Source organism: Pseudoalteromonas xiamenensis, from assembly GCF_030994125.1.
In the GTDB taxonomy this organism is placed as follows: domain Bacteria; phylum Pseudomonadota; class Gammaproteobacteria; order Enterobacterales; family Alteromonadaceae; genus Pseudoalteromonas; species Pseudoalteromonas xiamenensis_B.
Window position 1 is genome coordinate 1,070,622 of the sequence record NZ_CP099917.1, and the last position, 23,109, is coordinate 1,093,730.

19 protein-coding genes are annotated in these 23,109 nt (G+C 43.9%); 8 read left to right on the forward strand and 11 right to left on the reverse strand.

Features of this window, described 5'->3' with window-relative positions; all coding sequences use genetic code 11:
* Positions 1-112: 112 nt before the first annotated feature.
* Positions 113-565: a hypothetical protein gene (locus tag NI389_RS04915; RefSeq protein ID WP_308361911.1), complete on the forward strand. Its 453-nt coding sequence runs from the start codon at positions 113-115 to the stop codon at positions 563-565.
* Here the strand turns inward: NI389_RS04915 and NI389_RS04920 are convergent.
* Positions 492-2,306, reverse strand: a complete 1,815-nt coding sequence (locus NI389_RS04920; protein WP_308361912.1) for a winged helix-turn-helix domain-containing protein — start codon at positions 2,304-2,306, stop codon at positions 492-494. The genes NI389_RS04915 and NI389_RS04920 overlap by 74 nt on opposite strands.
* 167 nt (positions 2,307-2,473) lie before the next feature.
* Here NI389_RS04920 and NI389_RS04925 point away from each other — a divergent pair, with 167 nt between their 5' ends.
* The 4 genes from NI389_RS04925 to NI389_RS04940 all read left to right on the forward strand — a co-directional run bounded on the left by NI389_RS04925 (position 2,474) and on the right by NI389_RS04940 (position 5,706).
* Complete coding sequence (locus NI389_RS04925) at positions 2,474-3,061, forward strand: hypothetical protein (RefSeq protein WP_308361913.1); 588 nt, start codon at positions 2,474-2,476, stop codon at positions 3,059-3,061.
* Entirely contained in the window at positions 3,048-3,977 is a 930-nt protein-coding gene (locus NI389_RS04930; RefSeq protein WP_308361914.1) for a serine hydrolase domain-containing protein, read from the forward strand. Before NI389_RS04925 ends, NI389_RS04930 begins: the two co-directional genes overlap by 14 nt.
* Before the next feature lie 138 nt (positions 3,978-4,115).
* Entirely contained in the window at positions 4,116-4,565 is a 450-nt protein-coding gene (locus NI389_RS04935; RefSeq protein WP_308361797.1) for a nuclear transport factor 2 family protein, read from the forward strand.
* A 103-nt stretch (positions 4,566-4,668) separates the two neighbouring features.
* Entirely contained in the window at positions 4,669-5,706 is a 1,038-nt protein-coding gene (locus tag NI389_RS04940; RefSeq protein WP_308361799.1) for an NAD(P)H-dependent flavin oxidoreductase, read from the forward strand.
* A 23-nt stretch (positions 5,707-5,729) separates the two neighbouring features.
* Here NI389_RS04940 and NI389_RS04945 read toward each other — a convergent pair whose 3' ends face one another.
* From NI389_RS04945 to NI389_RS04960, 4 genes are all read right to left on the reverse strand, one after another.
* Complete coding sequence (locus NI389_RS04945) at positions 5,730-6,392, reverse strand: hypothetical protein (protein WP_308361801.1); 663 nt, start codon at positions 6,390-6,392, stop codon at positions 5,730-5,732.
* Between the two features lie 97 nt (positions 6,393-6,489).
* Positions 6,490-7,473 carry a two-component system response regulator gene (locus NI389_RS04950; RefSeq protein ID WP_308362497.1) on the reverse strand — a complete coding sequence of 328 codons (984 nt, stop codon included), beginning with the start codon at positions 7,471-7,473 and terminating at the stop codon, positions 6,490-6,492.
* Positions 7,473-8,330: a response regulator gene (locus NI389_RS04955; RefSeq protein WP_308362501.1), complete on the reverse strand. Its 858-nt coding sequence runs from the start codon at positions 8,328-8,330 to the stop codon at positions 7,473-7,475. Before NI389_RS04955 ends, NI389_RS04950 begins: the two co-directional genes overlap by 1 nt.
* Positions 8,293-10,803 (reverse strand): MHYT domain-containing protein, encoded by a 2,511-nt coding sequence (locus NI389_RS04960; protein WP_308361915.1) that lies wholly within the window; start codon positions 10,801-10,803, stop codon positions 8,293-8,295. The genes NI389_RS04955 and NI389_RS04960 overlap by 38 nt, the downstream gene beginning before the upstream one ends.
* Positions 10,804-11,061: 258 nt before the next feature.
* Between NI389_RS04960 and NI389_RS04965 the strand changes: the two genes are divergently transcribed.
* Positions 11,062-11,859 carry a cytochrome-c peroxidase gene (locus NI389_RS04965; protein ID WP_308361804.1) on the forward strand — a complete coding sequence of 266 codons (798 nt, stop codon included), beginning with the start codon at positions 11,062-11,064 and terminating at the stop codon, positions 11,857-11,859.
* Positions 11,860-12,083: 224 nt separating this feature from the next.
* Entirely contained in the window at positions 12,084-12,611 is a 528-nt protein-coding gene (locus NI389_RS04970) for a hypothetical protein (protein ID WP_308361806.1), read from the forward strand.
* A 3-nt stretch (positions 12,612-12,614) separates the two neighbouring features.
* Here the strand turns inward: NI389_RS04970 and NI389_RS04975 are convergent, their stop codons facing one another.
* The 5 genes from NI389_RS04975 to NI389_RS04995 all read right to left on the reverse strand — a co-directional run bounded on the left by NI389_RS04975 (position 12,615) and on the right by NI389_RS04995 (position 20,205).
* Complete coding sequence (locus NI389_RS04975) at positions 12,615-14,846, reverse strand: tetratricopeptide repeat protein (RefSeq protein WP_308361808.1); 2,232 nt, start codon at positions 14,844-14,846, stop codon at positions 12,615-12,617.
* 190 nt (positions 14,847-15,036) lie between these two features.
* Positions 15,037-15,585 carry a cytochrome b gene (locus NI389_RS04980; protein ID WP_308362499.1) on the reverse strand — a complete coding sequence of 183 codons (549 nt, stop codon included), beginning with the start codon at positions 15,583-15,585 and terminating at the stop codon, positions 15,037-15,039.
* Between the two features lie 206 nt (positions 15,586-15,791).
* Complete coding sequence (locus tag NI389_RS04985) at positions 15,792-18,254, reverse strand: M1 family aminopeptidase (RefSeq protein ID WP_308361810.1); 2,463 nt, start codon at positions 18,252-18,254, stop codon at positions 15,792-15,794.
* A gap of 96 nt (positions 18,255-18,350) precedes the next feature.
* The gene (locus tag NI389_RS04990) at positions 18,351-19,514 is read right to left on the reverse strand and encodes a hypothetical protein (protein ID WP_308361812.1); all 1,164 of its coding nucleotides are present in this window, start codon (positions 19,512-19,514) and stop codon (positions 18,351-18,353) included.
* Positions 19,507-20,205, reverse strand: a complete 699-nt coding sequence (locus NI389_RS04995) for a response regulator transcription factor (RefSeq protein ID WP_308361814.1) — start codon at positions 20,203-20,205, stop codon at positions 19,507-19,509. Before NI389_RS04995 ends, NI389_RS04990 begins: the two co-directional genes overlap by 8 nt.
* A 112-nt stretch (positions 20,206-20,317) precedes the next feature.
* Between NI389_RS04995 and NI389_RS05000 the strand changes: the two genes are divergently transcribed.
* Positions 20,318-22,003 (forward strand): amidohydrolase, encoded by a 1,686-nt coding sequence (locus NI389_RS05000; protein ID WP_308361816.1) that lies wholly within the window; start codon positions 20,318-20,320, stop codon positions 22,001-22,003.
* A 97-nt stretch (positions 22,004-22,100) separates the two neighbouring features.
* Here NI389_RS05000 and NI389_RS05005 read toward each other — a convergent pair whose 3' ends face one another.
* Positions 22,101-22,940, reverse strand: a complete 840-nt coding sequence (locus NI389_RS05005) for a DUF2306 domain-containing protein (protein WP_308361818.1) — start codon at positions 22,938-22,940, stop codon at positions 22,101-22,103.
* Positions 22,941-23,109 lie beyond the last annotated feature (169 nt).

Below are 23,109 nucleotides of genomic sequence, written 5' to 3' on the forward strand. Positions count from 1 at the left end.
CCGATGAGTTTATGTATTACCTACTCAGTTTGTAATACGTTGTAATTGCTCTCTCCATCCATCAATTCTAGCTTTACATTTCAACCTCGATATAACTTCAAAGGAATATGAAATGAAAAGTGAAATGTTAGTTGATGTGTACTTTTTAATGGATGCCACGGGCAGTATGCAAAATGCGATTGATGGCGTGAAAACCGAAATCAAGAACTATGTTGCAAGCTATTGCAAGTGTAACCCAAGAGTCAATCTTGCATACGGACTTGGTATTTATAGAGATACTGGTGATTCACAACCATTCAATTTTATCCAAACGGTAAACACAAATGTCGACTCGCTTGTGACTAATTTGGCGCGGGTTACAGCAACAGGAGGCGGTGATACACTTGAGGGACAAGTTATTCCACTATCGTTACTAAATTACAACGTAGCGCGATGGAGACCCGGCGCGCTCAGAATTGTTGCTTGGTATGGTGATCATGGTGCGCATGAAACTAGAGTGTATCAAGGTCGGACCTATAACAAAGAAACGGCTGTAAATAACCTAAAACTTGTTCTGTGTGGTTAGAAACCGACCACTCAAACCACTGTTGGCCTTGTACACCTTTTCGGCTAAACACCAACGTGTTGTCTTCGCTCGACCAATAACGTGGAACACCAACGACGTCATCGAAATATTGTATAGCTGGCGTGTCACTTTGCCATCGAACCATCACCAATCGTTCATTGCGCGCAAACGCCAACATACTGCCATCCTCATTCCACACGGGTTGCGAGAGCGCTAATTGCTGGGTTGGATTGGCGTAAATAAGTCTCTCTGCACCGCTTTCAATCTCCTTTACAAACACTTGAGAGAAACCATTTCGATTGGAATTGAACGCCACATGACGGCCTGATGGGGAAAAACTAGCCAGCCAACTATGACGATTAGACTGAGTTAACGGCCTTGCATGCGCCTCATCGAATCGCCTCACAAACACATTGCCGTTTATTTTCTTTAACGTAAAACTCAGGTGTTGACCATTTGTCGACATGGTTGGGAAATGCAAAAACTCGTAGTTCTCAAAGTCGATATCAGAGAGCTCATTGTGGTTATCCAAGTAGCGTAATCGCTTACCGTCACTCAGCAAATAGCCCTTTGTCGCCTCAGAATAGGTAACAAAATACCAATTTTCATCCAATGTGGCGATTGTAGTTACCTGCTTGCTTTGCACATCTAACAACCAGATCTGTGACCGATGTTGTTCATCAAACCCCACCATAGCCACGGTTGATGATCCCTCGGCATTAGCGACGCGGTAAGGGAGAAAGACATTCGTCGGCTCATAGATTTTATCGACGAACCCCGTGCGTAAGTTACCACGATAAAGCGCTGATACGCCGGTCTCTTTCGATAAAAAGACCACTGAATCATTAATAACCACAACATTGCCAATGCCCAATGTTCCGTCGAATGTGAAATGACGTTGCACAGCGTGCTTTTGATAGTGACTATCCATCAGTAGGCTTTCAAACACCAGTTCATTGCCCTGCTGTGACACAAACAACAGTTGATGTTTGTACCCCGAAAGCGAAGGACGAACCCAAGCTGCATAGCGAATGTGCTCGTCACTCTGCCAAATCAATTTTGAGATTGTTCTATCAAGCGAGGATAGCCAAACTTGTGTTCCAAGCTTGTCGTTCTCCGGTTCCCTCAGATAAATTATCGCGTTACTGTCTGGTGTAAATAAGCTGAATGATTCATCTTCTAGCGTCGCTGAAATAGGTCGAAGGTTGCTGACATGTGGCATTTTAGGCGAGGATGACGTCGTCGCCATAAAAAGTATCCCAACTACCCCGCACAATAGTAATACCGCGAGTGAATAGAGCAAATACGCGGGTGTTCGATTAAGAATAACTTGTTCATTAAGCGAGCCCCCCTGTGGACGCTGATGTGAAACCGCGATCGTCTTTATCACGCCATGCAACGCATAACCACGTTTTGGGTACGTTTTTAGTACGTCCTTCTCAAGGTCTCCCAGTGCATTTCTTATCTGGTTTATCGCTCGTCGAATAGATACTGGATTAAAAATAGCACGTGGCCAAACCTGTTCAAAAATGGTTTCCGCACGCACTACTTGCCCTTCATGATGCGCGAGCAATACCAGTACATCCATCACCTTAGGTTCTAAGCGCGTTTGTCTACCATGACAAATGAGTTCACCTGTGGCAGGTGAAACCTGCACATTATTCAACCAAAAACCATCACGTAAGTTTACTTGTTGATTGTTAGCGTGTGCTTTTGGCTCACTTTCAAAGCAATCCAACATCCTGTATTCCTTACTTTTTATTTATCTTAATGTTTTCAGAACAAAAGCATAACGCTTTATCTATCGCTATCTGTTTAGGGTGCTTGCACACTCGATTCGAACACTACCTGCAATTGGGTTGTTGTTGGATTTTCCAATCGTTAACAATAATAGAAAGGTATTTCGCAATGCTTCATTTTCCTTCTAACATCAGACATTTCTTAATCTACTTCGGTTTTGCTGTGCTATCGATAGTAACAAGCAAATCAGCACTATCCAATGCCAATGCGGGATTGGATCCACACACACTATTAGACAGCACCATCACTATGTTACAAAATCAACGTGATCAGGCTGTAAGTGATTACGTAGACACTTATTTTCATAAAGACGCATTGGAGCGTTGGAATGGCGAAGGGCGTGAACGCTATATTGGGTGGTTAAGTGCAATAAAACACTACCACAAGACCTTTAGTTTGCATGAAGCGTTACCCTTTGATGAAAAACGTAATCGCGTAACAGCTAAAATACTTTCACAAAGCACTCGTATTATCTACACCCTGACAATTACGCTCACTCAAGTCCAATTAGCGTCATCCGATGATAGTAGCCTACCTTGGAAAGTATCTGGTATTTCTATAACGGCGGACAAGCCTGTCATCGACAGCACACTCCACTCACTGACAAAACAAGAATTGGCAACCAAACTGGCGGAGTATGTTGATTTTATGATCAAAAACAACGCGTTCTCAGGCGCCCGTATTGTTGGCAGATAACGACACCATTTTGTACCAAAGTGCACATGGTTACGCTGAACAACGATTTCAAATTAAAAATAACGTCGACACACGCTTTAACATTGCGTCTTTGAATAAAATGTTTACCGCCGTTAGCGTATTGCAATTGGCTGAAGCGGGAAAACTATCCCTTCAAGATCCAATAACGAACTACATTGACCACACACTACTAGGTAATGGTGATTTTAGTGCGATTACCATTGCTCATCTTTTATCTCACACTGCGGGATTAGGCTACCCAAATTACCCGAAAACCCACCCAAACGATTTACGAAACCTAAACGATTACCTACCGTATCTGCGCTATATTCCTATTGTGAGTAAACCAGGGGAACAATTTCGCTATAGCAGTGAAGGGTTTATTTTGCTCGGTCTCATCATAGAAGCGGTATCCAAGCAACCTTATGATGATTACTTAAAACAACATGTCTTTACGAAGGCAGGTATGACACAAACAGGTAACTTTGATATCGATGGCGTCACACCCAATATAGCAATGGGTTACTTTTATTCAAACGAGCTCAAGTCTATGCAAACTAATTGGTTTATTCACGGCATTAAAGGAAATTCCGCAGGTGGGGGTTACTCGAACGTTGCAGACTTATACGCCTTTTCAAAAGCGTTAACCCATAATCACTTGTTAACCAAAAAATACACCCGTCTCGCGTTTTCCGCTAAACCTGAATTTCATTCCGACCATTATGGGTTTGGCTTTAGTGTACATCATAGCGATAGTGGCAAAGTGATTGGTCATAACGGTGCATTTATTGGCGTCGGTGCCGATCTTCGTGTTTATTTGGATAAAGGGATAACCGTCGTTGTACTCGGAAATCAGGATATGGTGACAACCCCAGTTATCACCTACGTGAATGAGCTTATGCGGCACGTGCAGTAAGTCACTCGTGTATTCGTGCTGGGTTTGTATACACCAAACAAACTCAGCACGCGTGTAATTAAGAACATTCGGCTATTACAAAAGGCAAACGCCGATAAAATAACAAACAATCTATTTACAAAATTTTGGAGCGCTACTGTGTTAGTCCGTTATTCCGCCAGCCTTTTTGCGGCCTTGTTTATGAACATGGTATCTGCAAACCCTAAGACGACCGAAAATAAGGAAAATGACCTCACAGAACAACAAACTATTCATCTCGTTGATAAACAAATTGCAGCGTACAATGCGCGCGATATCGATGCCTTTGCGGCTACCTATCATGATGATGCAGAAATTTACGTCTATCCTAATCAGCTACTATTAAAAGGCAAAACCGCACTCATTGAACGCTATAAGCAGACATTTACCGCACTGACCATGCTAAGAGCAACCTCAGTACAACGCATCGTCAAAGGTAATTACTTAGTTGACCTTGAACGAGCGGAATCATCAACACACCCCTCTCAAGAAGTCACCCGTCGCGTTGAGCTAATTGCCACCTACGAGATAGAAGATGGACTTATCAAACGAGTTACGTTCAAGCGTTAGTCAAACCGATCTTGGCTAAACTACATTGACTGTTACGAATGGCTTTTTAATTGTTCAGTTTCAAGGTATGCTCTCAAGACATCTGACCAGTTGATTAACAAAAATGAAAACACGCATCACTGAACTTTTTGGCATTGAAAAGCCGATTATCTTACCTGGTATGAGTTGGATCTCCGTACCTGAACTCGTCGCTGCGGTATCAAACGCAGGCGGTTTGGGTATTTTGGCAACTGGCCCTCTTAGCAAAGCGCAAACCAAAGATGCCATCGCGAAAATTCGCTCGCTAACGGACAAGCCATTTGGCGTAGGTGTTACACTTATGATGCCGGGTGCAAAAGAAAATGCCAAAATAGCGCTTGAACTCGAAGTGCCTGTAATCAATTTCTCGCTGGGTAAAGGTGATTGGCTTGTTGAAGGCGCTAAGAAATACGGTGGTAAAGTTATAGCGACCGTTGTAACTGAAAAACATGCCTTGGCGGCACAAAAATCGGGGGTCGATGCATTACTTGTCACTGGCCATGAGGCCGCAGCCCATGGTGGTGATGTGACCTCTTTGTGTCTTGTCCCAAATATTGTGGACATTGTTGACATTCCTGTGATTGCCGCAGGCGGTTTTGCTGACAGTCGGGGCCTTGTCGCGGCACTCGCATTGGGGGCAGACGGCGTTGCAATGGGGTCGCGCTTTGCGACAAGCCTTGAAAGCCCTGTTCATCAAAACGTCAAAGATGCCGTCGTAGCAAAACGGGTTGAAGACACCATCTATTCCAAAAACTTTGATGGCCTATACGCACGAGTTATGAAAACACCGATGGCAGAAAAAGCCACTCGTAGGCCGATGAATATATTCGTAGCAATAGCGAAATCGTTTAAAGCCGCAAAAATGGTCGACATGCCACTTTGGAAGTTGATACTCGGCCTTTTCGCACAATTCGATAAAATAAAAATGTTGTCTTTGTTTGGTGCTGCGACGGAAAAACTAGAAGCCGCAACCATTCATGGTGATTTGGAACATGGCGTTCAATTTATAGGTCAATCTCAAGGTGTTATACACGATGTGCGCTCAGTACAGTCACTGATGGACAGTATGATGGAGGACGCCTTAAAACTTGTCGATGTCCTCAATCTGAAAATCAAAAATTAAGCCTCTTTCGAGGCTTAATTGTCCTATTCTTGGTAACGTTCTGCATCGTAAAACAACGGTTTTAATCCACCACAATGGGTGAATTTTACGGTTAATTCATTTTCCGATGGCACTCTTGAAGAGGTTCTGAATTTCTGTAAACAGGCGCCGCGCATGTCCACAAAGATAAGATGATTAAAGCTCGGCTTTTGCTGAATTTTATGAATATAGATATGCTCGTTTTCTTTTACTTCAATTAAGTCATACTCTTGCCATTGCGACGCAGGCACTAAATCTTTTAGCTCTCTTGCATACAGTTTACCGGTAAATTCTATGCTTTTGTTTTCATAGAGCAATTCACCACCATTGTCCAAATCACCAGCGTAAACATCCACGTTAACCGTCACTTCATTGCCACGGATCAAATTCTCAATATTGAATTTTTTCGTTTTTAACGTCACCAGATCAAAATCACGCACCATATTTAAAAATGCCACGTCTTTGTTTTCGATTTTGTAAACGATTTGAACATCGCTGGGTTTCTCATAGGTGGGCATTGACACGGCAAAGACTTTGGACGCTTGGTTGACCAGCACCATTTTATGCTCACCTTCCCACACGGGGTTTAGCGGAGGTGGCTCAGGCTTTTTCTCAGCCGCAAACGCCTGTCCAATCAACAGTGTAAACAAAATAAAAAGGTATTTCATATTAGACCCAACAGATTGATAATGTAGCTATTATAGTCAACTGGCGGACTTTAGCAGCCACAGATGAATAATTTCTCTCAGTGGCAAATTGAACACGCTAGTCCACAAAGCGCCCTTTTATTTCCAAAATTTCAGCCAACACCTTGTCAAACAACACGACTAATTTCGGGTCAAAATGGCGACCGCTCTGATCACGAATAAAAGTCAGTGCTTCGTCAATTGTCCAGGCCTTTTTGTAGGGGCGTTCACTCGTTAGCGCATCAAATACATCGGCAAGCGCCACGATTCGTCCTTCAATGGGGATAGCATCGCCAGCGAGACCATTCGGATAGCCACTGCCATCCCATTTTTCATGATGTGTTAATGCAACCGTTTTAGCCATTTTCAAGATATCTGAATCGTCTTCACCAAGAATATCAGCCCCTATTTGCGGATGGGATTTCATGATTTCAAATTCTTCATCCGTTAGCTTACCCGGTTTCAACAGGATGTTATCTGGGATCCCAATTTTTCCAATATCATGCATAGGCGCTGCGTGAAGAAGCAATTCAGCGTGCGTTTCGCATAAACCGTATGCCCGAGCAAGTGCCTGTGAGTAATAACTCATCCGCATGACGTGCATGCCTGTTTCATTGTCTTTATATTCTGCAGCTCGACCCAACCTTTGAATGATTTGCAAACGCGTTTCTTTCAAGGTATCGGCCTGCACCAGAGACAAGTGTGTCTTGACTCGAGCACGCACAATCGCCGCGGACACTGGTTTGGTGATGTAATCCACCGCGCCCAGCTCCAAGCCTTGTGCCTCATCAGATTCTTCATTTAATGCCGTGACGAAAATGACTGGGATTGTTTGTGTTGGTAGCGTTGACTTTAAGGCTTTGCACACTTCCAACCCCGTCATGTCCGGCATCATGATGTCCAACAGAATAAGATCGGGCTTACTATTGTTTACCAAACGCAATGCTTCTTCACCGCTTTTGGCAAAGCTGAGCCGATAATCATCTTGCAATATTTGTTTTAAAACACGCAGATTGGCTGGCTCATCATCCACGACCAATATTTGAGGCTTCACACTCAACATCATTCTTTATCCTCAATCAGCGCTTTAATGGTCTTAACCAATTCATCCAACTTTTGCTCTGCGTCTTCAAATTCGAAGTCATTTACTCTATCGATAATGACGTTAATCTCCGGTGTAAACGGTGTCGCTGACCGCGTGAGTGTTTCTATCAATTTCTCGTCGAATTCATGGCGTTTGACCACACTTTGAAGGTTCGTCAGTATCGATAAAAGTGCTTGGTGACTAGTTTCTTCTGCGGATCGAGGTGACGTTTCACTGGCGCGAGATTCCACTCGTTCCCTCACTTTCTGAGCAGCGTCAAAAATCAAGGCTATTTGCGCCTTGCAAGTTTCAGGGCTGTGCTGTAAATCGTTTTCAAGCGTTTCCAAGGACATCATGAGCGAGCGAAGCGAAAGATTACCCGATACGCCTTTGAGCGTGTGCGTCAAACGTCTTACTTCATCTACTTCGCCTCGTTCACACGCTTGTCTTAACGCCACGAAACGATCGAAATGATGTTTGATAAATAGATTTAACTGCGCATAGTAAGCGTCGACACTCCCCCACAGCAACGCCCCTTTTTGCTCATCAATTACTTTGATAGTCGTTGTACTCGTCGTAGGTTCATTTTGCCGTGTCACTTCAAGCCCAAGTACACGGGCAATTTCAGCACACAACACGGAGAAATCGACCGGTTTATTGGCAAAACCATCCATACCAGCCTCTAAAGCAGCTGAGCGGTCATCCTCTAACACACTTGCCGTCAGTGCGATAATTGGAACGCGTTTAATGTTTTGTTCGTGTTCAAGTTTTCTACGCGCCTTCGATGCACTAAGACCATCAAGCACGGGCATTTGTACGTCCATCAAAACTAACATCAATACTGGTGTCACTTTCCATTCGGATCAGCGCTTGCTGCCCATCACGAGCCGTAACAACTTGATGCCCATTGCGGCTCAAAAGCATCGTGAGCAACTCAATGTTTTGCTGAATGTCATCGACAACGAGTATTGTCATGGGAGGCAAATCAATAGGCTGAGTCTTGGTTTCAATCTTAAACGATTCACTTTGCTCAAGCGGTAACACGACACGGAAGCAACTCCCAATATTCAATTTACTTTCAACACTGATTTCGCCCCCCATGAGTTCCACCAATTGCTTACTGATGGTAGTCCCAAGACCTGTACCACCAAATCGGCGACTCATCGACGCATCAGCTTGTGTAAATGGGTCAAAAACTTTCTCAACTTGCTCCACGCTCATGCCGATTCCAGTGTCTTCAACTAAGAAAATCGTTCGTCCGTCCGCCATTGGTTTTACGCTGAGTACGACTTGCCCACGTTCTGTAAATTTAATGGCATTGCTCAAAAGATTGGTGAGTACCTGACGAATACGTTCAGGTGAACCGACATAACTATTTTTGAGTGTTGGCGACACATCAACTCTTAACTTCAACCCCTTTTGATGCGCCTGTAGCCACAATGTTGAAACCACCGCATCGACTTCTTCAACAAGAGAGAAATCTCTTGTTTCGAGTTCTAATTTGCCTTTGTCGAGTTTGGCACTATCCAACACATCATTGAGCAAATGCAGTAATGACTTTGCCGATTGATTAATGGTTTTCAAGTGGCGTTGGTGTTCACTGCCCATACTCGCTTCAAGCAGAATATCGCTAAACCCGATGATGGCGTTCATGGGTGTGCGGATCTCATGGCTCATGTTTGCCAAAAATGCGGCGCGTGCTGAAGCAGCTTGTTCAGCATGTTCCTTTGCTTCACGCAGTGCCAGTTCCATTTCTCGACGCTCGGTAATATCCATAATGAAACCATCTAACCACTCATCACCCGAAGTGTCATCGGTGACCCAATTACCATGCTCAAGAACCCATCGCACTTCGCCGTCTCGTCGAATGATGCGATATTCCAATGTGAACTGGGTTTTATCTTTGACCTCTTGATAAATCCTAGCTTTATCATCTGGATGGAAAAGACTTGCGAACGTGCGCTTAGGATTGGGAAGCAAAAAATCCTGTGCTGGGTATCCGGTGATGGCTTCAACGGCATCACTGATGAAAATCATTGACCATGCTTCATCATTGACGCAACGATACGCAATACCCGGGATATTGGTTATCAATGAACGAAGCTTTTCTTCATTTTCTCGAAGCGCACGCTCCATTGATATGCGCTGACGGATGTCTGAAATGAATGCGACAAAAAAGTCATCATTCGCCAGTTTGACATGCCCTATCGCCAACCGAATAGACACTTTCTCTCCATTTCGGTGTAAGGCATCCACTTCACGTCCTTTACCAATAATACGTGCTTCTCCCGTTTCTAAATACCGCCCTAGATAACCGTCATGCTCGACCTTGTAAGGCGCAGGCATCAGCAAACTGACGTTTTTACCAAGTAGTTCTTGTTCTTTCCAACCCAGCAAACGCTCGACGGCTTGGTTCGTGCTTTTGATTATTCCCTTACTATCAATGGTCACGATACCGTCAACCGCCGTTTCCATCATGGCTCTAACGCGCCGTTCGCTTTCAGAGGCGCGTTTAGAAATATCTTTGTATCGGTAAATCAAATTTACGCCAAGCACTAAACTGATAAGAACAATGGTCACGCTGGAAACCGCAAACGCCAAATAATACGAAATTTCCGCGGTTTGCTCCCCAAGCTCCAAACCGGGTGGTTTCACAAATCGAGCGGCGGCCATTCCGGTATAATGCATCCCCGCAATTGCGGTCCCCATCACCACACTCGCCACCAAATTGGCTAACCATTGGTTATCCGATTTACCCCACAATTTGATGAAAAATGACCGGACCCATAGCGATAAAATTGACAAACACACGGCAACCACGATTGACAACAAAAACATCCAAAGGTCATAGCGTAAAAGCGGAGCCATATCCATCGCAGCCATCCCGGCATAATGCATCGTCCCTATTCCCGCCCCCATCAAAACACCGCCCACCAACAATGGCATTAAGCGCTTTGTTTGATTTTGGATAAAGTTAAGCACCACCCACGACGCACATATCCCCGGTAACATAGAAAGCAGCGTTAATATCCAACCATAGCGTATCGGAGTGCAAAGCGAAAAAGCCAACATACCGATAAAGTGCATCGACCAAATACCGCCGCCTAACGCAAAACTACCGACCAATCGCATCATTGACTGACGGCGGTTAGACGATGTTTTTTGAGCTTGAGAGTTCACTTGCAATGCCATAAACGAGGCAAATATGGCAATAAACACGGAGAGGATGACGAGGCCGGAATGGTAATTTCCGAAAATTAAAATACTGTCAGAAGGAATGGTAAATTGCGAGGTGATCCAATCCAGCATAAGAGCGCTACATTATTGTTGGTATTTGCACTTTAACACCTGCGACTCGTTTTCGCGACTCAAAAGCTGTGAATCGATTGCCTGACCTCCTATCAGGACCAAACCGACTTTAATCAAAACTCATGCTCAAAATGCGTAAGCAACAAAGAAAGCGCGTTTTGCGCTATCGGGATTCTTGGATTATTTTTTCTTCATCAATTTTAATGAGTGAATGACAAAAAACACTCATGAACAGCTCAATAATCCAAAGGAAGCAAAATGAAACTAAGTCATTACGTCATGTTCATAGGTGTGTTCTTCTTCGTACTACCCGCTCTTTCAGGCTGCGGTGACAATGATGTCAACGTTCATTACATAGAAAAAAATCTCGACGAGGAAGCACACCAAAAACTCGTGACCGATGTACAAGAACTGGTAAAACAACATCAGTTAAACGGGCTGAACGACGAAGCAAAGCAGCTTCCAACGATTGAATCGCCCATCGCTCAGTTAGGTATGCAGCTATTTTTTTCCAAATCCCTAAGTGGTGACATGGATACTGCGTGCGCAAGTTGTCACCATCCATTTTTAGGCGGTGGAGATGCATTACCTCTGTCCATCGGAGTAGCCGCCATTCAGCCCAACGTGCTCGGTCCTGGTCGTTTACATGATGCTGGAGCTGTTCACGCAGATGGAGGGCCCACCGTACCAAGAAACGCACCTTCCACATTCAATATTGCCTTTTACAATCAAGCGTTATTTCACGACGGCAGAGTACAAACACTCTCCGACTCGGGTGCACTTAATGGTCTCAATGAACCTCTACGAACGCCAGACAGCCCATTCGCAACCGCAGATAATTTCGCTGGGACAAATTTAACTGCAGCACAAGCTCGGTTTCCCGTAACCTCGAAAGAAGAAATGAGAGGGTTCAATCTAGCTGCCGGACAATCAAACCAAGTTCTTCGTGATGCGCTGCAACGTCGATTACGTGGCGAAACAGTCGATTACGTGGCGAAACAAATGAACTATCCAAAAACGAATGGGCTACTCGTTTTGCAACGGCATTCAATCTAACAACAGACCAAGTCATTCAAGACAACATTCTAAGTTTTGATAACGTTGCTTTTGCCCTTGGCGAGTATCAACGCTCCCAAGTACTCGTCAACTCGCCTTGGAGTCAATTTATTCAAGGCGATAGGAGTGCGCTTACAGACGAGCAATTAAAAGGGGCTAAGCTTTTTTATTCAACCAAACCCCAAGGTGGTTTTGATTGTGTTGCTTGTCACTCAGGCGACTTTATGACAGATGAACAATTTCACGTTATTGCCATGCCACAAATTGGACGAGGAAAAGGTGATGGTGAAGATGGAAGCAATGATTTCGGGCGTTTCCGTGAAACAAACATTGAGGCTGATAAGTTCGCGTTTAGAACACCTCATTTAACCAACATTGAGGTCACCGCTCCTTATGGGCATGACGGCGCATTTGCGACGCTCGAAGCGGTTGTTGAACACCACCTCAATCCCGAAGTTTCAATTGCAAACTATGATCCTTCAGACGCACAGCCTGGCATTCAGACTACGCATTGGGTAACCAACACTAGCCAAGCACTCGATGTATTAAAAATGAACATGGACGCAGGACGTTCACGGCTCACAACGATAGATTTTAGTACCGAACAAATAACTCAACTGGTTGCATTTTTGAAAGCACAAACCGATCCTTGCGCTAAAGACAAGGACTGCTTACTTAAATGGGTTCCTGCGCCAACGATGGATGCTGACAACACCTTGCTGATTGCCGAGTTTCAGGAATCGCCTTTATAATTTTTAAACAGTGGGGTTAATGGGCAACATAATTTGCATTTTAATCCCACCTAACGCACTTTGCTCAGCCCAAATTGAACCGTGATGGGCACTAACAAGCCCTTTGCTGATTGCCAACCCTAAACCTGAGCCACTCACTCTGCGCTGCTTAGAAGCTTCTGTTCTGAAAAGTCGTTCGAACATTTCACTGAGGTGTTCTTTATCCACGGTTGGCGAAGAATCTTCAATCACCATTAAGACCTGTTTATCCTGAAGTGTAACGTGAAAAGAGACCATGCCGGGCAAATCAGTGTAATTCACACTATTAGCAAACAAATTCGTTAAAACTTGTTTCACTCGGTCAATATCCCAATTTACAACCAGTTTTTGAGGGAGGTCTAACGTTGCATTCCATTTAAACCCTTTTACAAGCGCAAGCTGCTTGTATTCTCTTTCCCACAGTTGAATAACTTGAACAAAATCGTGTTCATGCAGATTTATCACTAGGCTGGCAGTATCAACCAACGCAAGTTGATGGATATCGGAAATCAGGTGATTAATGTCGGCCAGCTTTCGATTTATGACTTCGTATGACCCTTCAACATCCTCGATGATGTTATGCTGCAACGCTTCAATCTGCAGATATAATGCGGTTAGAGGAGTACGAACTTCATGTGAAACATCGGCCAGCATTTGATTTTTCTTGTGTACAACGTCTTCGAGCATTTGAGCGCGTTCAGCCGCAATTTTTCGATTTTGATACAGGCGGTAACCCACCAAAACAACAATTAGCAACGCACACCCAGATCCAAGCCACCATGCTCTAAGTTGCAACTCATTTTCCTTCAACCTAGCTACCTGCAATTCTTTTTCAATATTTAACCGATCAATTTGTGTTTGACGACGTTTAAATTCTGCTTTTGATTGCAACGCGGCGAGCGTTAAGTTGTGCTGTTTAATGCCAAGAGAATCTTTAATTTTTGTCGCTTCTTTAAATGCGTTAAATGCCTTTTCGAATTGATTTTGCTGTTGATAGCTCTCAGCCAATAGATTCAAAATTGTCATTTGATCTTCAAGTTCTTCCAAGGCCCGAGCGAGTTGTAATGTTTCTTCACCAAGTAAAATCACGGCTTGAACATCACCTTCTTGTTGGGAAATTTTGATTTTAGCAATGTAAGTCGTGATGAGCCGCGCTTTTAAATCATGTTCTTTGGCGATAACGATGGCTGCTTCTATGAGCTCGAGCGCTTTTGCTTTGTCGCCACGTTGATAGGCTAACTGGCCAAGCAATGTTTGCGAAATAACCAATCCCACTTTATTGTTTACTTCTACATATAACTTATAGGCTTTTTCAGCAAAGGTCTGTGCGGCTTCATAATCTTTCTCGACAAACGATAAATTGCCCACTTTGAAGGCACTGTTTGCTATCTCTAAAGGAACATTGCGTTGAACATCAATCTCGTGTGAAAGTTTAAAATACTCCAACGCCGATTTGGTGTTACCCATTTTCCGGTAAACTTCTGCAATCTCATACACCGCATCGGCCACTCCCTGCTGGAAACCACGTTGTTCACTTGCCTCGTAACTTTGAGTCAGGGTATCAATTGCGCCGTTATAATCGCCAAGCAGGGCTTCTAAAATGCCCAAATTACGAAGTGCAAAAATATACGTTTTTGTTTTAGGTGAACCTGCTAGGGATTGCACTGACTTTTGTGCTGTCTCGAGTGCTTCGGTATATTTATCTTGTCGCCTTTGCACAGAAGACACTCGCTCGTATGCTTGTGATATCAGTTCATCATCCTGCGCACCTTCTGCAAGCTTTAGACCTTCGCGATAATAATACTCAGCTTGTTTATAGTTATCCTGCACGTCATAGATATAACCTAGCAAAAGCAGCGCCGTGACGCGAAAATCAAAGTTTTGCGCCTTTAACGCTAATTCTCCAAGCCGAGTACTGGCTTCTATCGCCTCTTCATACTGTCCTTCATTGTTGTAGGCAAACCCCAAACTTTCGAGCGCCTTCAGTTGCAAATCCACGGCATCGGCTAACTCTTCGTCGTGAACGATTTGATTCAACAGGAAAATTGCTTTTTGGGGATCACTTTGGCGCAAACTTTCAGACTCTTCAAACTGCTTTTTACCTGCTTCCAAAGACATCGCATAAAGCGTGCCGTGAAAAAAGACAGGAAAGAGAAGCAAAGCCAGTAAGCTGAGGTATTTAAATGATGATAGGTACCGCGGACTAAGTGAGAGCATGCTTGTTTAAAACCAAAGTTAAGCTACGATTTTCGGACGTATAAACGGTTATCATAGCGAGGAACTATCCCCTCGTCCAAATATAAAAACAATCTCACTTGTACAAAAACGCGCACGCGCGTCTCTTTCTGGAAACAATGGGCAGAAACAGATAACAGCCTCACCCATTGCTATTTAATTAGCCTTTGAATTACTGCTTTTTAATCAGTGAAATACGTAGCATCGTATTGTCTTTTAGCACGTGGTGATGAATGATAGCGGCCAACGCATGAAGACCTATTAACCAATAACCCAATTCGCCAACCGCTTCGTGGACTTCTTCAATATCGTGCGCAAGTGACTTATTAGGCTCGATGAGCGCTGGCAGTTCTAAACCAAAGAAAGGGATAGTTTTGCCTTCACCACTGAGAATTAACCAACCGGCTAAGGGCATGCCAATCATAAACACATACAAGGCGAGGTGCCCTATTTTCGCTAACAACGCCTGCCATCTAGCTGGTTCAGGACTAATCGGCGGAGCTGTCGTAACAACTCGCACGACGATGCGCAGCCAAACGAGAAAAAACACAGACAACCCGAGCATAAAATGCCACATTTTCATCGCATCACGCTCAGGTGTTCCTTTGTCGAATAACACTCTTAATTCGATTGAAGCAAACGTTGCAGCAATCAGTAAAAACATAATCCAGTGGAGCATAATCGACCACTGGTTGTAACGAGTTGAACTGGAATGATTCATTTCACAAACCTCAGCACACATTGGCATTTTTTTATTCTGTTCAGGCGGCATAACACAAACATCTACCGCCATCGACTTTGCTAAAACGACTGACTTCGTTAACTTTATACCGCACTATCCAGTAACTCATTTTAGTTAAAAAACCTCAAGCGATAGTGCTCGAAACGTTGATTTAGAACAAATCTGGTACGACCAGCTCATTTTATTCAACGCGATAAAATTGTCTTTATGCTGTTCAATGCTTTTTGGGCATTACCACTACACGCGAGGATCCGTTCAACTATTTCTTGCTCTTTTGCTGCTAATCCCGGAATTTGCTGCCATTGCGAAAACGCTTCAATAACTAAATCTCGTTCTTTTTCAGAACATGCGGTCATAAAGTTGTATGGCATCCATTGCAGTTCATCCTGCGCCAAACGTGTTGCAACTCGCGCTTGGTTGGTTGCAAAAAATTGCGCGACATGCGCCCTAAATCGCGGCTGAAATGCTGGGTATTGGAAGCGATAACCGATAGCAAATCCCAACGTTGCGTCACTCAAGAGTAAGTCGTAAAACAGGTTAACGTGTTCTGTATTTGACACATAACCTAATGAATCTAAGAGCACATCCTTATACTCAGCATCGGCTTTTTCAAACAACCCGAGAAGCGCAAGGTACTGGGTCTTATTGGCATTAAATGCCAGTACCTTTACCATTGCCTCTAGATTGTCTGAGTGCAAAAAATCCGACTCAGCATACTGGCGCTGAGCATACTGATACACCCTGTTGTCATGTAAGTAGAGTCCATAAAATGACAACCAGCTTTGCGCTGTAGATAACGCCGCGACCTTGGACCAATCCTCAATGTGTGGCAATCTTGTTTTCAAGTAGGCACTAAACTCGACCTGTTTTTCGGCAGGTATGGTCGACACAAACGCATCGGTCAATGCCGACAACGCAATAGACACCGCTCGACTGTCCTTTGGCATTGTGTTTATCGTGTTCAATTGCTGTTCAAGATACACTTGGAAATCGATATAACCATACTCCGCAAGCGCATCCACATTATCAAAATAGACTTCCCATTCGCGTTCATTGAGCTTCGCAAGTAACTGACTATCTTGCCCTGAAGCATCGAAAAAGCGGTAATAACCTTTGTCATCCTCATTGAGCCAAAGACGACTTCCTTTTGGTATGTTCTTTATTTCTAACGATTTACCAGAAATAACCCATCGTTTTGACTGCATCGATTGCCCATTCCAGATTTTCACGAACACAGGCACAGTCCACTGTTTATCCGAATTACCATTAAAGTCCGATTGTTCTAACAAAAATCCCCCATCCGTCTTTTTTAATGTGATTAACGGGTAACTGGACTGTGAGGTGAAACTGTCCACCAGCTGCTGTGCCAGAGGAAAAGCGCTCAATTTACTGAGAAACGAATTCGTATTGGCGTTGCCATATTGGTTCTCTGCAAAATAGGCTTGCATCACCCCTGACAAGGCATCTTCGCCAATCAACTGCTCGACCATATTAAGTACCGCAACACCTTTGACATAATGAAAATCATCCATGGGGATGTTGTCACCAAGCTTTTGCATCTTAGCCCGCATTGGCGCTACTGAATTTGTATCAAAATGGTAAAGCCTTGATTTTCTGCCGTAAGTACAAGATGCAAATTCAGGGAAATGACGTCGAACGATTTTCACGGCCATAAACTCAGCAAATGTCTCATTCAACCAAAAATCGTCATACCAACCGATTGTCACTGAGTTACCAAACCACATATGCGCTACTTCGTGCGCAACCAACTTAGTAAATTCACAGTGACTTTGACCATCGTCATCATCGGGAAACTGATTGGGATTAAGCGCAACCAATCCAACATTTTCCATACCCGAGAGGGTCTCTATTGGCGCCACAAAGAAATCCAGTTTCTCAAATGGAAATGGGCTTTTTAGGTAACCTTCGATACCTGCAACGGTGCGGTTGAGTACATCCGTAAAAACCACAGGTACCGAGACATCTCTATCAACAGGACTAAATACACGGGATTTCAATTGCGTTTCATTAAATTCGGTGAATTTAAACTCGCCTACCGCAACCGCAAGTACATCGGTGTTCAGTTTTGGTGTCGGTTTAAAGTGAACGACTTTGCGTTCGCCTTTAATTTCTTCTTTTACGGAAACCGTATTATGAAGCGCTTGGTATTGCTTTGGAATGTCTAACGTGAAGGCAAAGTGTGTTTTAAAACTTGGATCATCCACCGTTGGAAACGCACGTCTTGCAAGCATTTTTTGAAACTGCGAGAAGATAAATGGCTTTTTACCTTCCGTTCGTTGTACGAACAATCCCTCGACCGAATTGGAAAACTGCCCTTTAAAATGGACAATCAACTTAGCACTGCCCGATACGGGGCTGACCAACTTTTGTCTAACAACATCAAACGCGTCTGCTTGAGTCAGAGCTAAGGATGTCGATTGCTCATTTTGTACGAGTGTCACCGATTCAAGTTGCAAATCTTTACTGTGAAACGCGACTTCAGAAGTCTCTTTAATAAACGATAAATACAATGTTGTCTCACCAGAATAACCTTCTTCTCTTGGGTCAAGCTGAAGGTACACATCTTGTCTTTGCAGAACTTGATTAGGGCTTATTCGATAGTCTGCTGCCGATACTAAACTGGCCATACAAAGCGCGAAAAAAGCCATCAAACAGGGAAGATTGCTCGTCAAGAAATGTTTTCTTTTATCGTTATTCCTTTTATTCATTTTTTATTCATCTATTTACTTAAAGTTCAGTATCAAACGAAAACATTCGCCGACCGTCGTGGATTCAACTCGCCACCCCATTTTACGAGCAACCGCATGCACAATAAAGAGACCTACACCAAACCCTTGGCTTGTAACCCTTCCTGACGCTATATCGTTTTCAAATACAAGCTCATTGGTGTTCAATCTAACTCTTAAACTCCCACTACCGTAGCGCTGCATATTGGTATTTACTTGGTTCAATAGTAAGGCAAAATCTTCCGTGTTTAACGACACAGGAAACTGTTCAAACTGGGTGTCTATCTGGCATGGAAACGGCGTCGAATTTCCCCAGTTAAACAATTCAATCACTAAATCACTGCAACTTGTTTTCTCATCAGGCGCATGAACATCTAGCAAATTTAAGATGGTATTACTGAGTTGCACCGTTTCTTTTTGTGTTGTTTTTAATGCATCTATTTGCTTAAGTGTTTCAATGGACAGCTCATCCATGTGATCAAATTGAGCAAGTTGATGACCCAGTTTAGTGATTGGGTGCCTTACTTCATGACTTAAAAAGCTCGCAAATGCCTTCTGCTGCTCAATTTGTTGCTTTTGACTCGCCAGTGCCGCGAGCGTAATGTTCTGTGCAGATTGGAACTCTTCGAATTTTACTAAGGCGTTCTCCTGCCCCTGCTGAATATTCTGTGTAAATTGCGCCAACGGTGCTCGAACTCGTTGAATCACGCTAAGTAGCCAAAGTGCGAAACACAATAAACTAATCAACATGATCACCAACAATAAAGGCCGAATGTCTTGCGAGTCCGCTTTTGCAAATTGATGCAACACGAAAACCGCATCAAGCCCCTTACTTGGATGATGCTTCAAGTAATAAACGTCGTGTCCTTGGGTTGAAAGATACTGGACCTCATCTATCGGCATAGCGAGATTCTTGAAGCGTTTTTGAATCTCCGGAGGAAAGTCCTCCACCTCATCAGACACGATACGAAACGACGTTTTAATGCGTGTTGGGATTTCAACAAATTGATATGCGTCCTCGAACACATAATATTCTGCGGTTTCGTCCAACGCGGACCAATAAAATTGAGTAGCAATGCACAGCCAAAGCAGGCCAAACAAAGCAAACGGTACGAGCAAGTTAATTTGTAAAAAGCGATGCAAGGTCTGTTGTTTAATCACGCAGTACCACTCCTACCCCTTTTAACGTGTGCAGTAAAGGCTTCTCGTGTTCTAGCGACAAATTACTACGCAGGCGCGTAATGAGTGTTTTGTACATCGTGATACTGGCGTCTTGTTCAGGCCAAACACGTTCCAATATTCGCGTTTTACTCACTGGATTTGGTGCGTGTTCAATAAGTAAAGTTAACAAAGTCCATTGCTGTGGAGACAAGGTAATCACTCGCTCACTACGCCTGATGATGCGTTTTGCCAAGTCGACGTCTAAATCATCCAATCTAAAAACTTGATGGAGGCTATCTTGCCGCTTTACGCAGAGCAACTTTATGCGGATGGCTAACTCTGCAAGCTCAAAGGGCTTAGTTAAATAGTCGAGTGCGCCAAGCGAAAATGCTTCGAGCTTTGCCTCTAAAAGGCTATTTGCCGTTAGGAACAAAATAGGCACCGTCGGATGCGAGCGCTGAAAATAACGCGCCAATTCAAAGCCAACACCGTCGGGCAATCCAACATCCAAAACAAATGCATCATACAGTTGCCCATCTGCGATGTGCTGTGCGTGTGTAATTGAATCGGCATAATCAACTTCTATACCTTCATGATGCAAAAAATCAATGGTATTTGCCGCAAGTGCGCGGTCATCTTCAACGAGCAAAATAAGCATATCAAACAACACAACATGAGCTTCTTTTTGCATGCTAGCTCGTTATGTTCAAGATTGCGACCTACAATTCGGATACGTCATGTCCCCCGTTACCTTTCGGTTACCTAGACTCCGTTAGGCTGTTCACATCTTTAGGAGACAAAACATGAGTACCAAAATGATGATGACAACCACATTTGCCCTTACTTGCACGCTTGTTGCTTGTGGTGGAAACATGAATTCGTTAAGTGAGGCAACACTTTATGCCGATCAAGTATTTGATAACGCATCAATTTACACCGTTAATGAGTCTCAACCGTGGGCTGAGGCCATGGCAACAAAAAATGGCAAAATCATTTTTGTTGGCCGCTCTGAAGAAGCGTCTAAGTTGATTGGGCCAAAAACCGTCATTCACGATCTTGATGGCAAAATGGTGATGCCAGGTATTCACGATGTGCACATCCACCCTCTCGAATCCGCGTCAGATGCAACGCATTTTTCCTTGCCTGAATATGCCTCTGTCGCAGAGTATCAAGACATCGTCGCCGATGCGCTCGCGAAAAACCCATCTGTACCCTGGCTAATCGGATACGGTCACAATATAGATGGTTTACTCGCACTTTCTCAATCACCACGCATAATTTTAGATGAGGTCTCCACTGAGCGACCGATTATCATTATGGAGCAGACCTCGCACTCCATGTGGGTCAATTCAAAAGCGCTCGCATTGGCAAATCTCAATCAAGCCAGTAATGACCCGATTGGTGGCGTGTTAGGTCGAACCCAAGCAGGACATCTCGATGGCGTTCTTTACGACAATGCAGGCAATTTGGTGATGGACATCGCAATGCAAGCGATTGGCTCAGAAGGAGAGCGTAATTACCAAGGGTTTGTTGAATATACACAACCAGAATTGCTAAAACACGGTGTAACATCGATAAGCGATGCTCGCGTTTATTGGCAACGAGGCCAGCTTGATACGTGGCAACAACTTGCACACGACGGTGCGTTGAATCTGCGTGTCAGCCTAGGACTTTGGGCCTATCCAGACGCAAACGATGCGCGTCAAATTGAGGAACTGAAGAAGCGTTACAACGCCAATTACAGTCCCATGTTAAAAGTGGATCAAATCAAAGTTTATATGGATGGCATACTGGTTAACACCACCGCAGCAATGAAAGCGCCATACCAAGAAAGCTGGTTGGAGTTACCCGAAGATAAAGGACTGAACTACTTTACCCAAGCTCGTTTGGAAAAATACCTAGATGCCCTTGAGCCAGTAGGCTTTGACTTTAATATTCATGGCATTGGCGACAGAGGGATCCACGAAGCATTAAATGCGATTGAAAACGTGACATCGGGTAAAGCTAGACACCGCATTACCCATGTTGAGGTTGTCGATCCACTTGACTATAAGCGCTTCAAACAACTTGGCGTGATAGCGGATGCACAAGTTGCAGGTGACTTTACGCAACCCGCACATTGGTCAGAAATGGAACCCTTACTCGGTGCAGAACGGGCGGATCACCTAGTCCCTATCGCAAGTCTTGCCGATAATGGCGCGACACTGACACTCAGTAGCGACTGGAATGTAAGTTCGTTAAACCCGTTTATTGGGATAGCAAACGCACTAAGCCGCGCTCCAGAGTCTATCAGTCTTGAAGAAGCGATTAAGGCATATACTCTTTCGGGAGCCTATGCAATGCGCCAAGAAAACAAAGTTGGTTCTCTTGAAATTGGCAAAGAAGCAGATTTCATCATATTGGATAAAAATCTCTTTGAACTCACCCCCGCACAAATTAAACGCGTCAATGTACTTAACACCTACGTTAAAGGTGAGCGCAAATACTAAATCATCAACCCAGAGCGGCCTTATTTAGGATATGGAACTCAACGATTGAACGTGTAATCAGGTGGTTTACACCACCTGATTTTCTATTGAATCACGTTCAAAGTGCACTGAATACCGATTGAATTCGAGGAAACCACATTAACAGCACAGCAGAGCCGACGCCAATTATGGTGATCAACGCACCAAGTGATGCGAACATCGTGACCATCCATTTTACACTCATCTTTGTCGAGCGCTTAGCAAACAAAACGCATTCTACGATAGCCATGGGCATTAAATAGCATAGGAATGAAATCGCGATATCAGCCGGACCATCAATCTTATTCGTATTACCATTTGCACCTTGATTGATGACAAACCAGCCCATCAAGTACAATCGGAAAAACCACACACCGTTGACTAAAATAAAGCTGTGAATTGCAAAACGTTGATGTGCGGCAAATCGCTTGGTAACCGCAGTGTACCACGCCAAAGCAATAAAAATGGGGATTAGCATTCCGTTAAAGCTCACGCCCATCGCCCCAATATCACTCAATCGTAGTCCTGCAACCCAAGTTAAATACATACCAGTAAATGCCCCGCTGAGTGCGAGAACAAAAAAGACACGTCCATTCCAGCGATGAAAGGAAGGATATTGTTTACGAAGTCGAGGAAATAATTGAAGCAAGCCACTTGCAGCCATCATGATTGCAGGCAAAATATGGACGAAGAGTACCGTCAAATCTGCACCCAAAGATTTTTTCATTCCTGTTGCAGGGGATAATTTAGACACTAGTTCTGGTGAACCTAAAAGTGATGGCATCGCGTACAAAATAAAAATATACAGTGCGAACATCCACTGCCCTATCAAAACGATTGTTACCCAACTTTTAACCACACCATCCAAGATGGAGTCGATTGAGAATGACGGTAGCAGCTTAGTCTGTGACATCAACATGTTTTAACACCTTCCATTAATACATTGATTTAAAATGAAAAGTGACATAAAAACACGGCAACGTCGCACCGAATTTGAAATTCGGCACATGATAATCGCGTCAAGTTTGCTTACAAAGTGGATTTGAGTTGCAAAAAATCATTCGCTACCATAGACCCAAGTTTCGTTT

Bases quoted from the DNA above. Each gene is read 5' to 3' on its own strand.
- NI389_RS04915 (WP_308361911.1), top strand. From the start codon at position 113: ATGAAAAGTGAAATGTTAGTTGATGTGTACTTTTTAATGGATGCCACG.
- NI389_RS04920 (WP_308361912.1), bottom strand. From the start codon at position 2,306: ATGTTGGATTGCTTTGAAAGTGAGCCAAAAGCACACGCTAACAATCAA.
- NI389_RS04925 (WP_308361913.1), top strand. From the start codon at position 2,474: ATGCTTCATTTTCCTTCTAACATCAGACATTTCTTAATCTACTTCGGT.
- NI389_RS04940 (WP_308361799.1), top strand. From the start codon at position 4,669: ATGAAAACACGCATCACTGAACTTTTTGGCATTGAAAAGCCGATTATC.
- NI389_RS04945 (WP_308361801.1), bottom strand. From the start codon at position 6,392: ATGAAATACCTTTTTATTTTGTTTACACTGTTGATTGGACAGGCGTTT.
- NI389_RS04950 (WP_308362497.1), bottom strand. From the start codon at position 7,473: ATGTTGAGTGTGAAGCCTCAAATATTGGTCGTGGATGATGAGCCAGCC.
- NI389_RS04955 (WP_308362501.1), bottom strand. From the start codon at position 8,330: ATGTTAGTTTTGATGGACGTACAAATGCCCGTGCTTGATGGTCTTAGT.
- NI389_RS04960 (WP_308361915.1), bottom strand. From the start codon at position 10,803: ATGCTGGATTGGATCACCTCGCAATTTACCATTCCTTCTGACAGTATT.
- NI389_RS04965 (WP_308361804.1), top strand. From the start codon at position 11,062: ATGAAACTAAGTCATTACGTCATGTTCATAGGTGTGTTCTTCTTCGTA.
- NI389_RS04970 (WP_308361806.1), top strand. From the start codon at position 12,084: ATGACAGATGAACAATTTCACGTTATTGCCATGCCACAAATTGGACGA.
- NI389_RS04975 (WP_308361808.1), bottom strand. From the start codon at position 14,846: ATGCTCTCACTTAGTCCGCGGTACCTATCATCATTTAAATACCTCAGC.
- NI389_RS04980 (WP_308362499.1), bottom strand. From the start codon at position 15,585: ATGAATCATTCCAGTTCAACTCGTTACAACCAGTGGTCGATTATGCTC.
- NI389_RS04985 (WP_308361810.1), bottom strand. From the start codon at position 18,254: ATGGCCAGTTTAGTATCGGCAGCAGACTATCGAATAAGCCCTAATCAA.
- NI389_RS04995 (WP_308361814.1), bottom strand. From the start codon at position 20,205: ATGCAAAAAGAAGCTCATGTTGTGTTGTTTGATATGCTTATTTTGCTC.
- NI389_RS05000 (WP_308361816.1), top strand. From the start codon at position 20,318: ATGAGTACCAAAATGATGATGACAACCACATTTGCCCTTACTTGCACG.
- NI389_RS05005 (WP_308361818.1), bottom strand. From the start codon at position 22,940: ATGTTGATGTCACAGACTAAGCTGCTACCGTCATTCTCAATCGACTCC.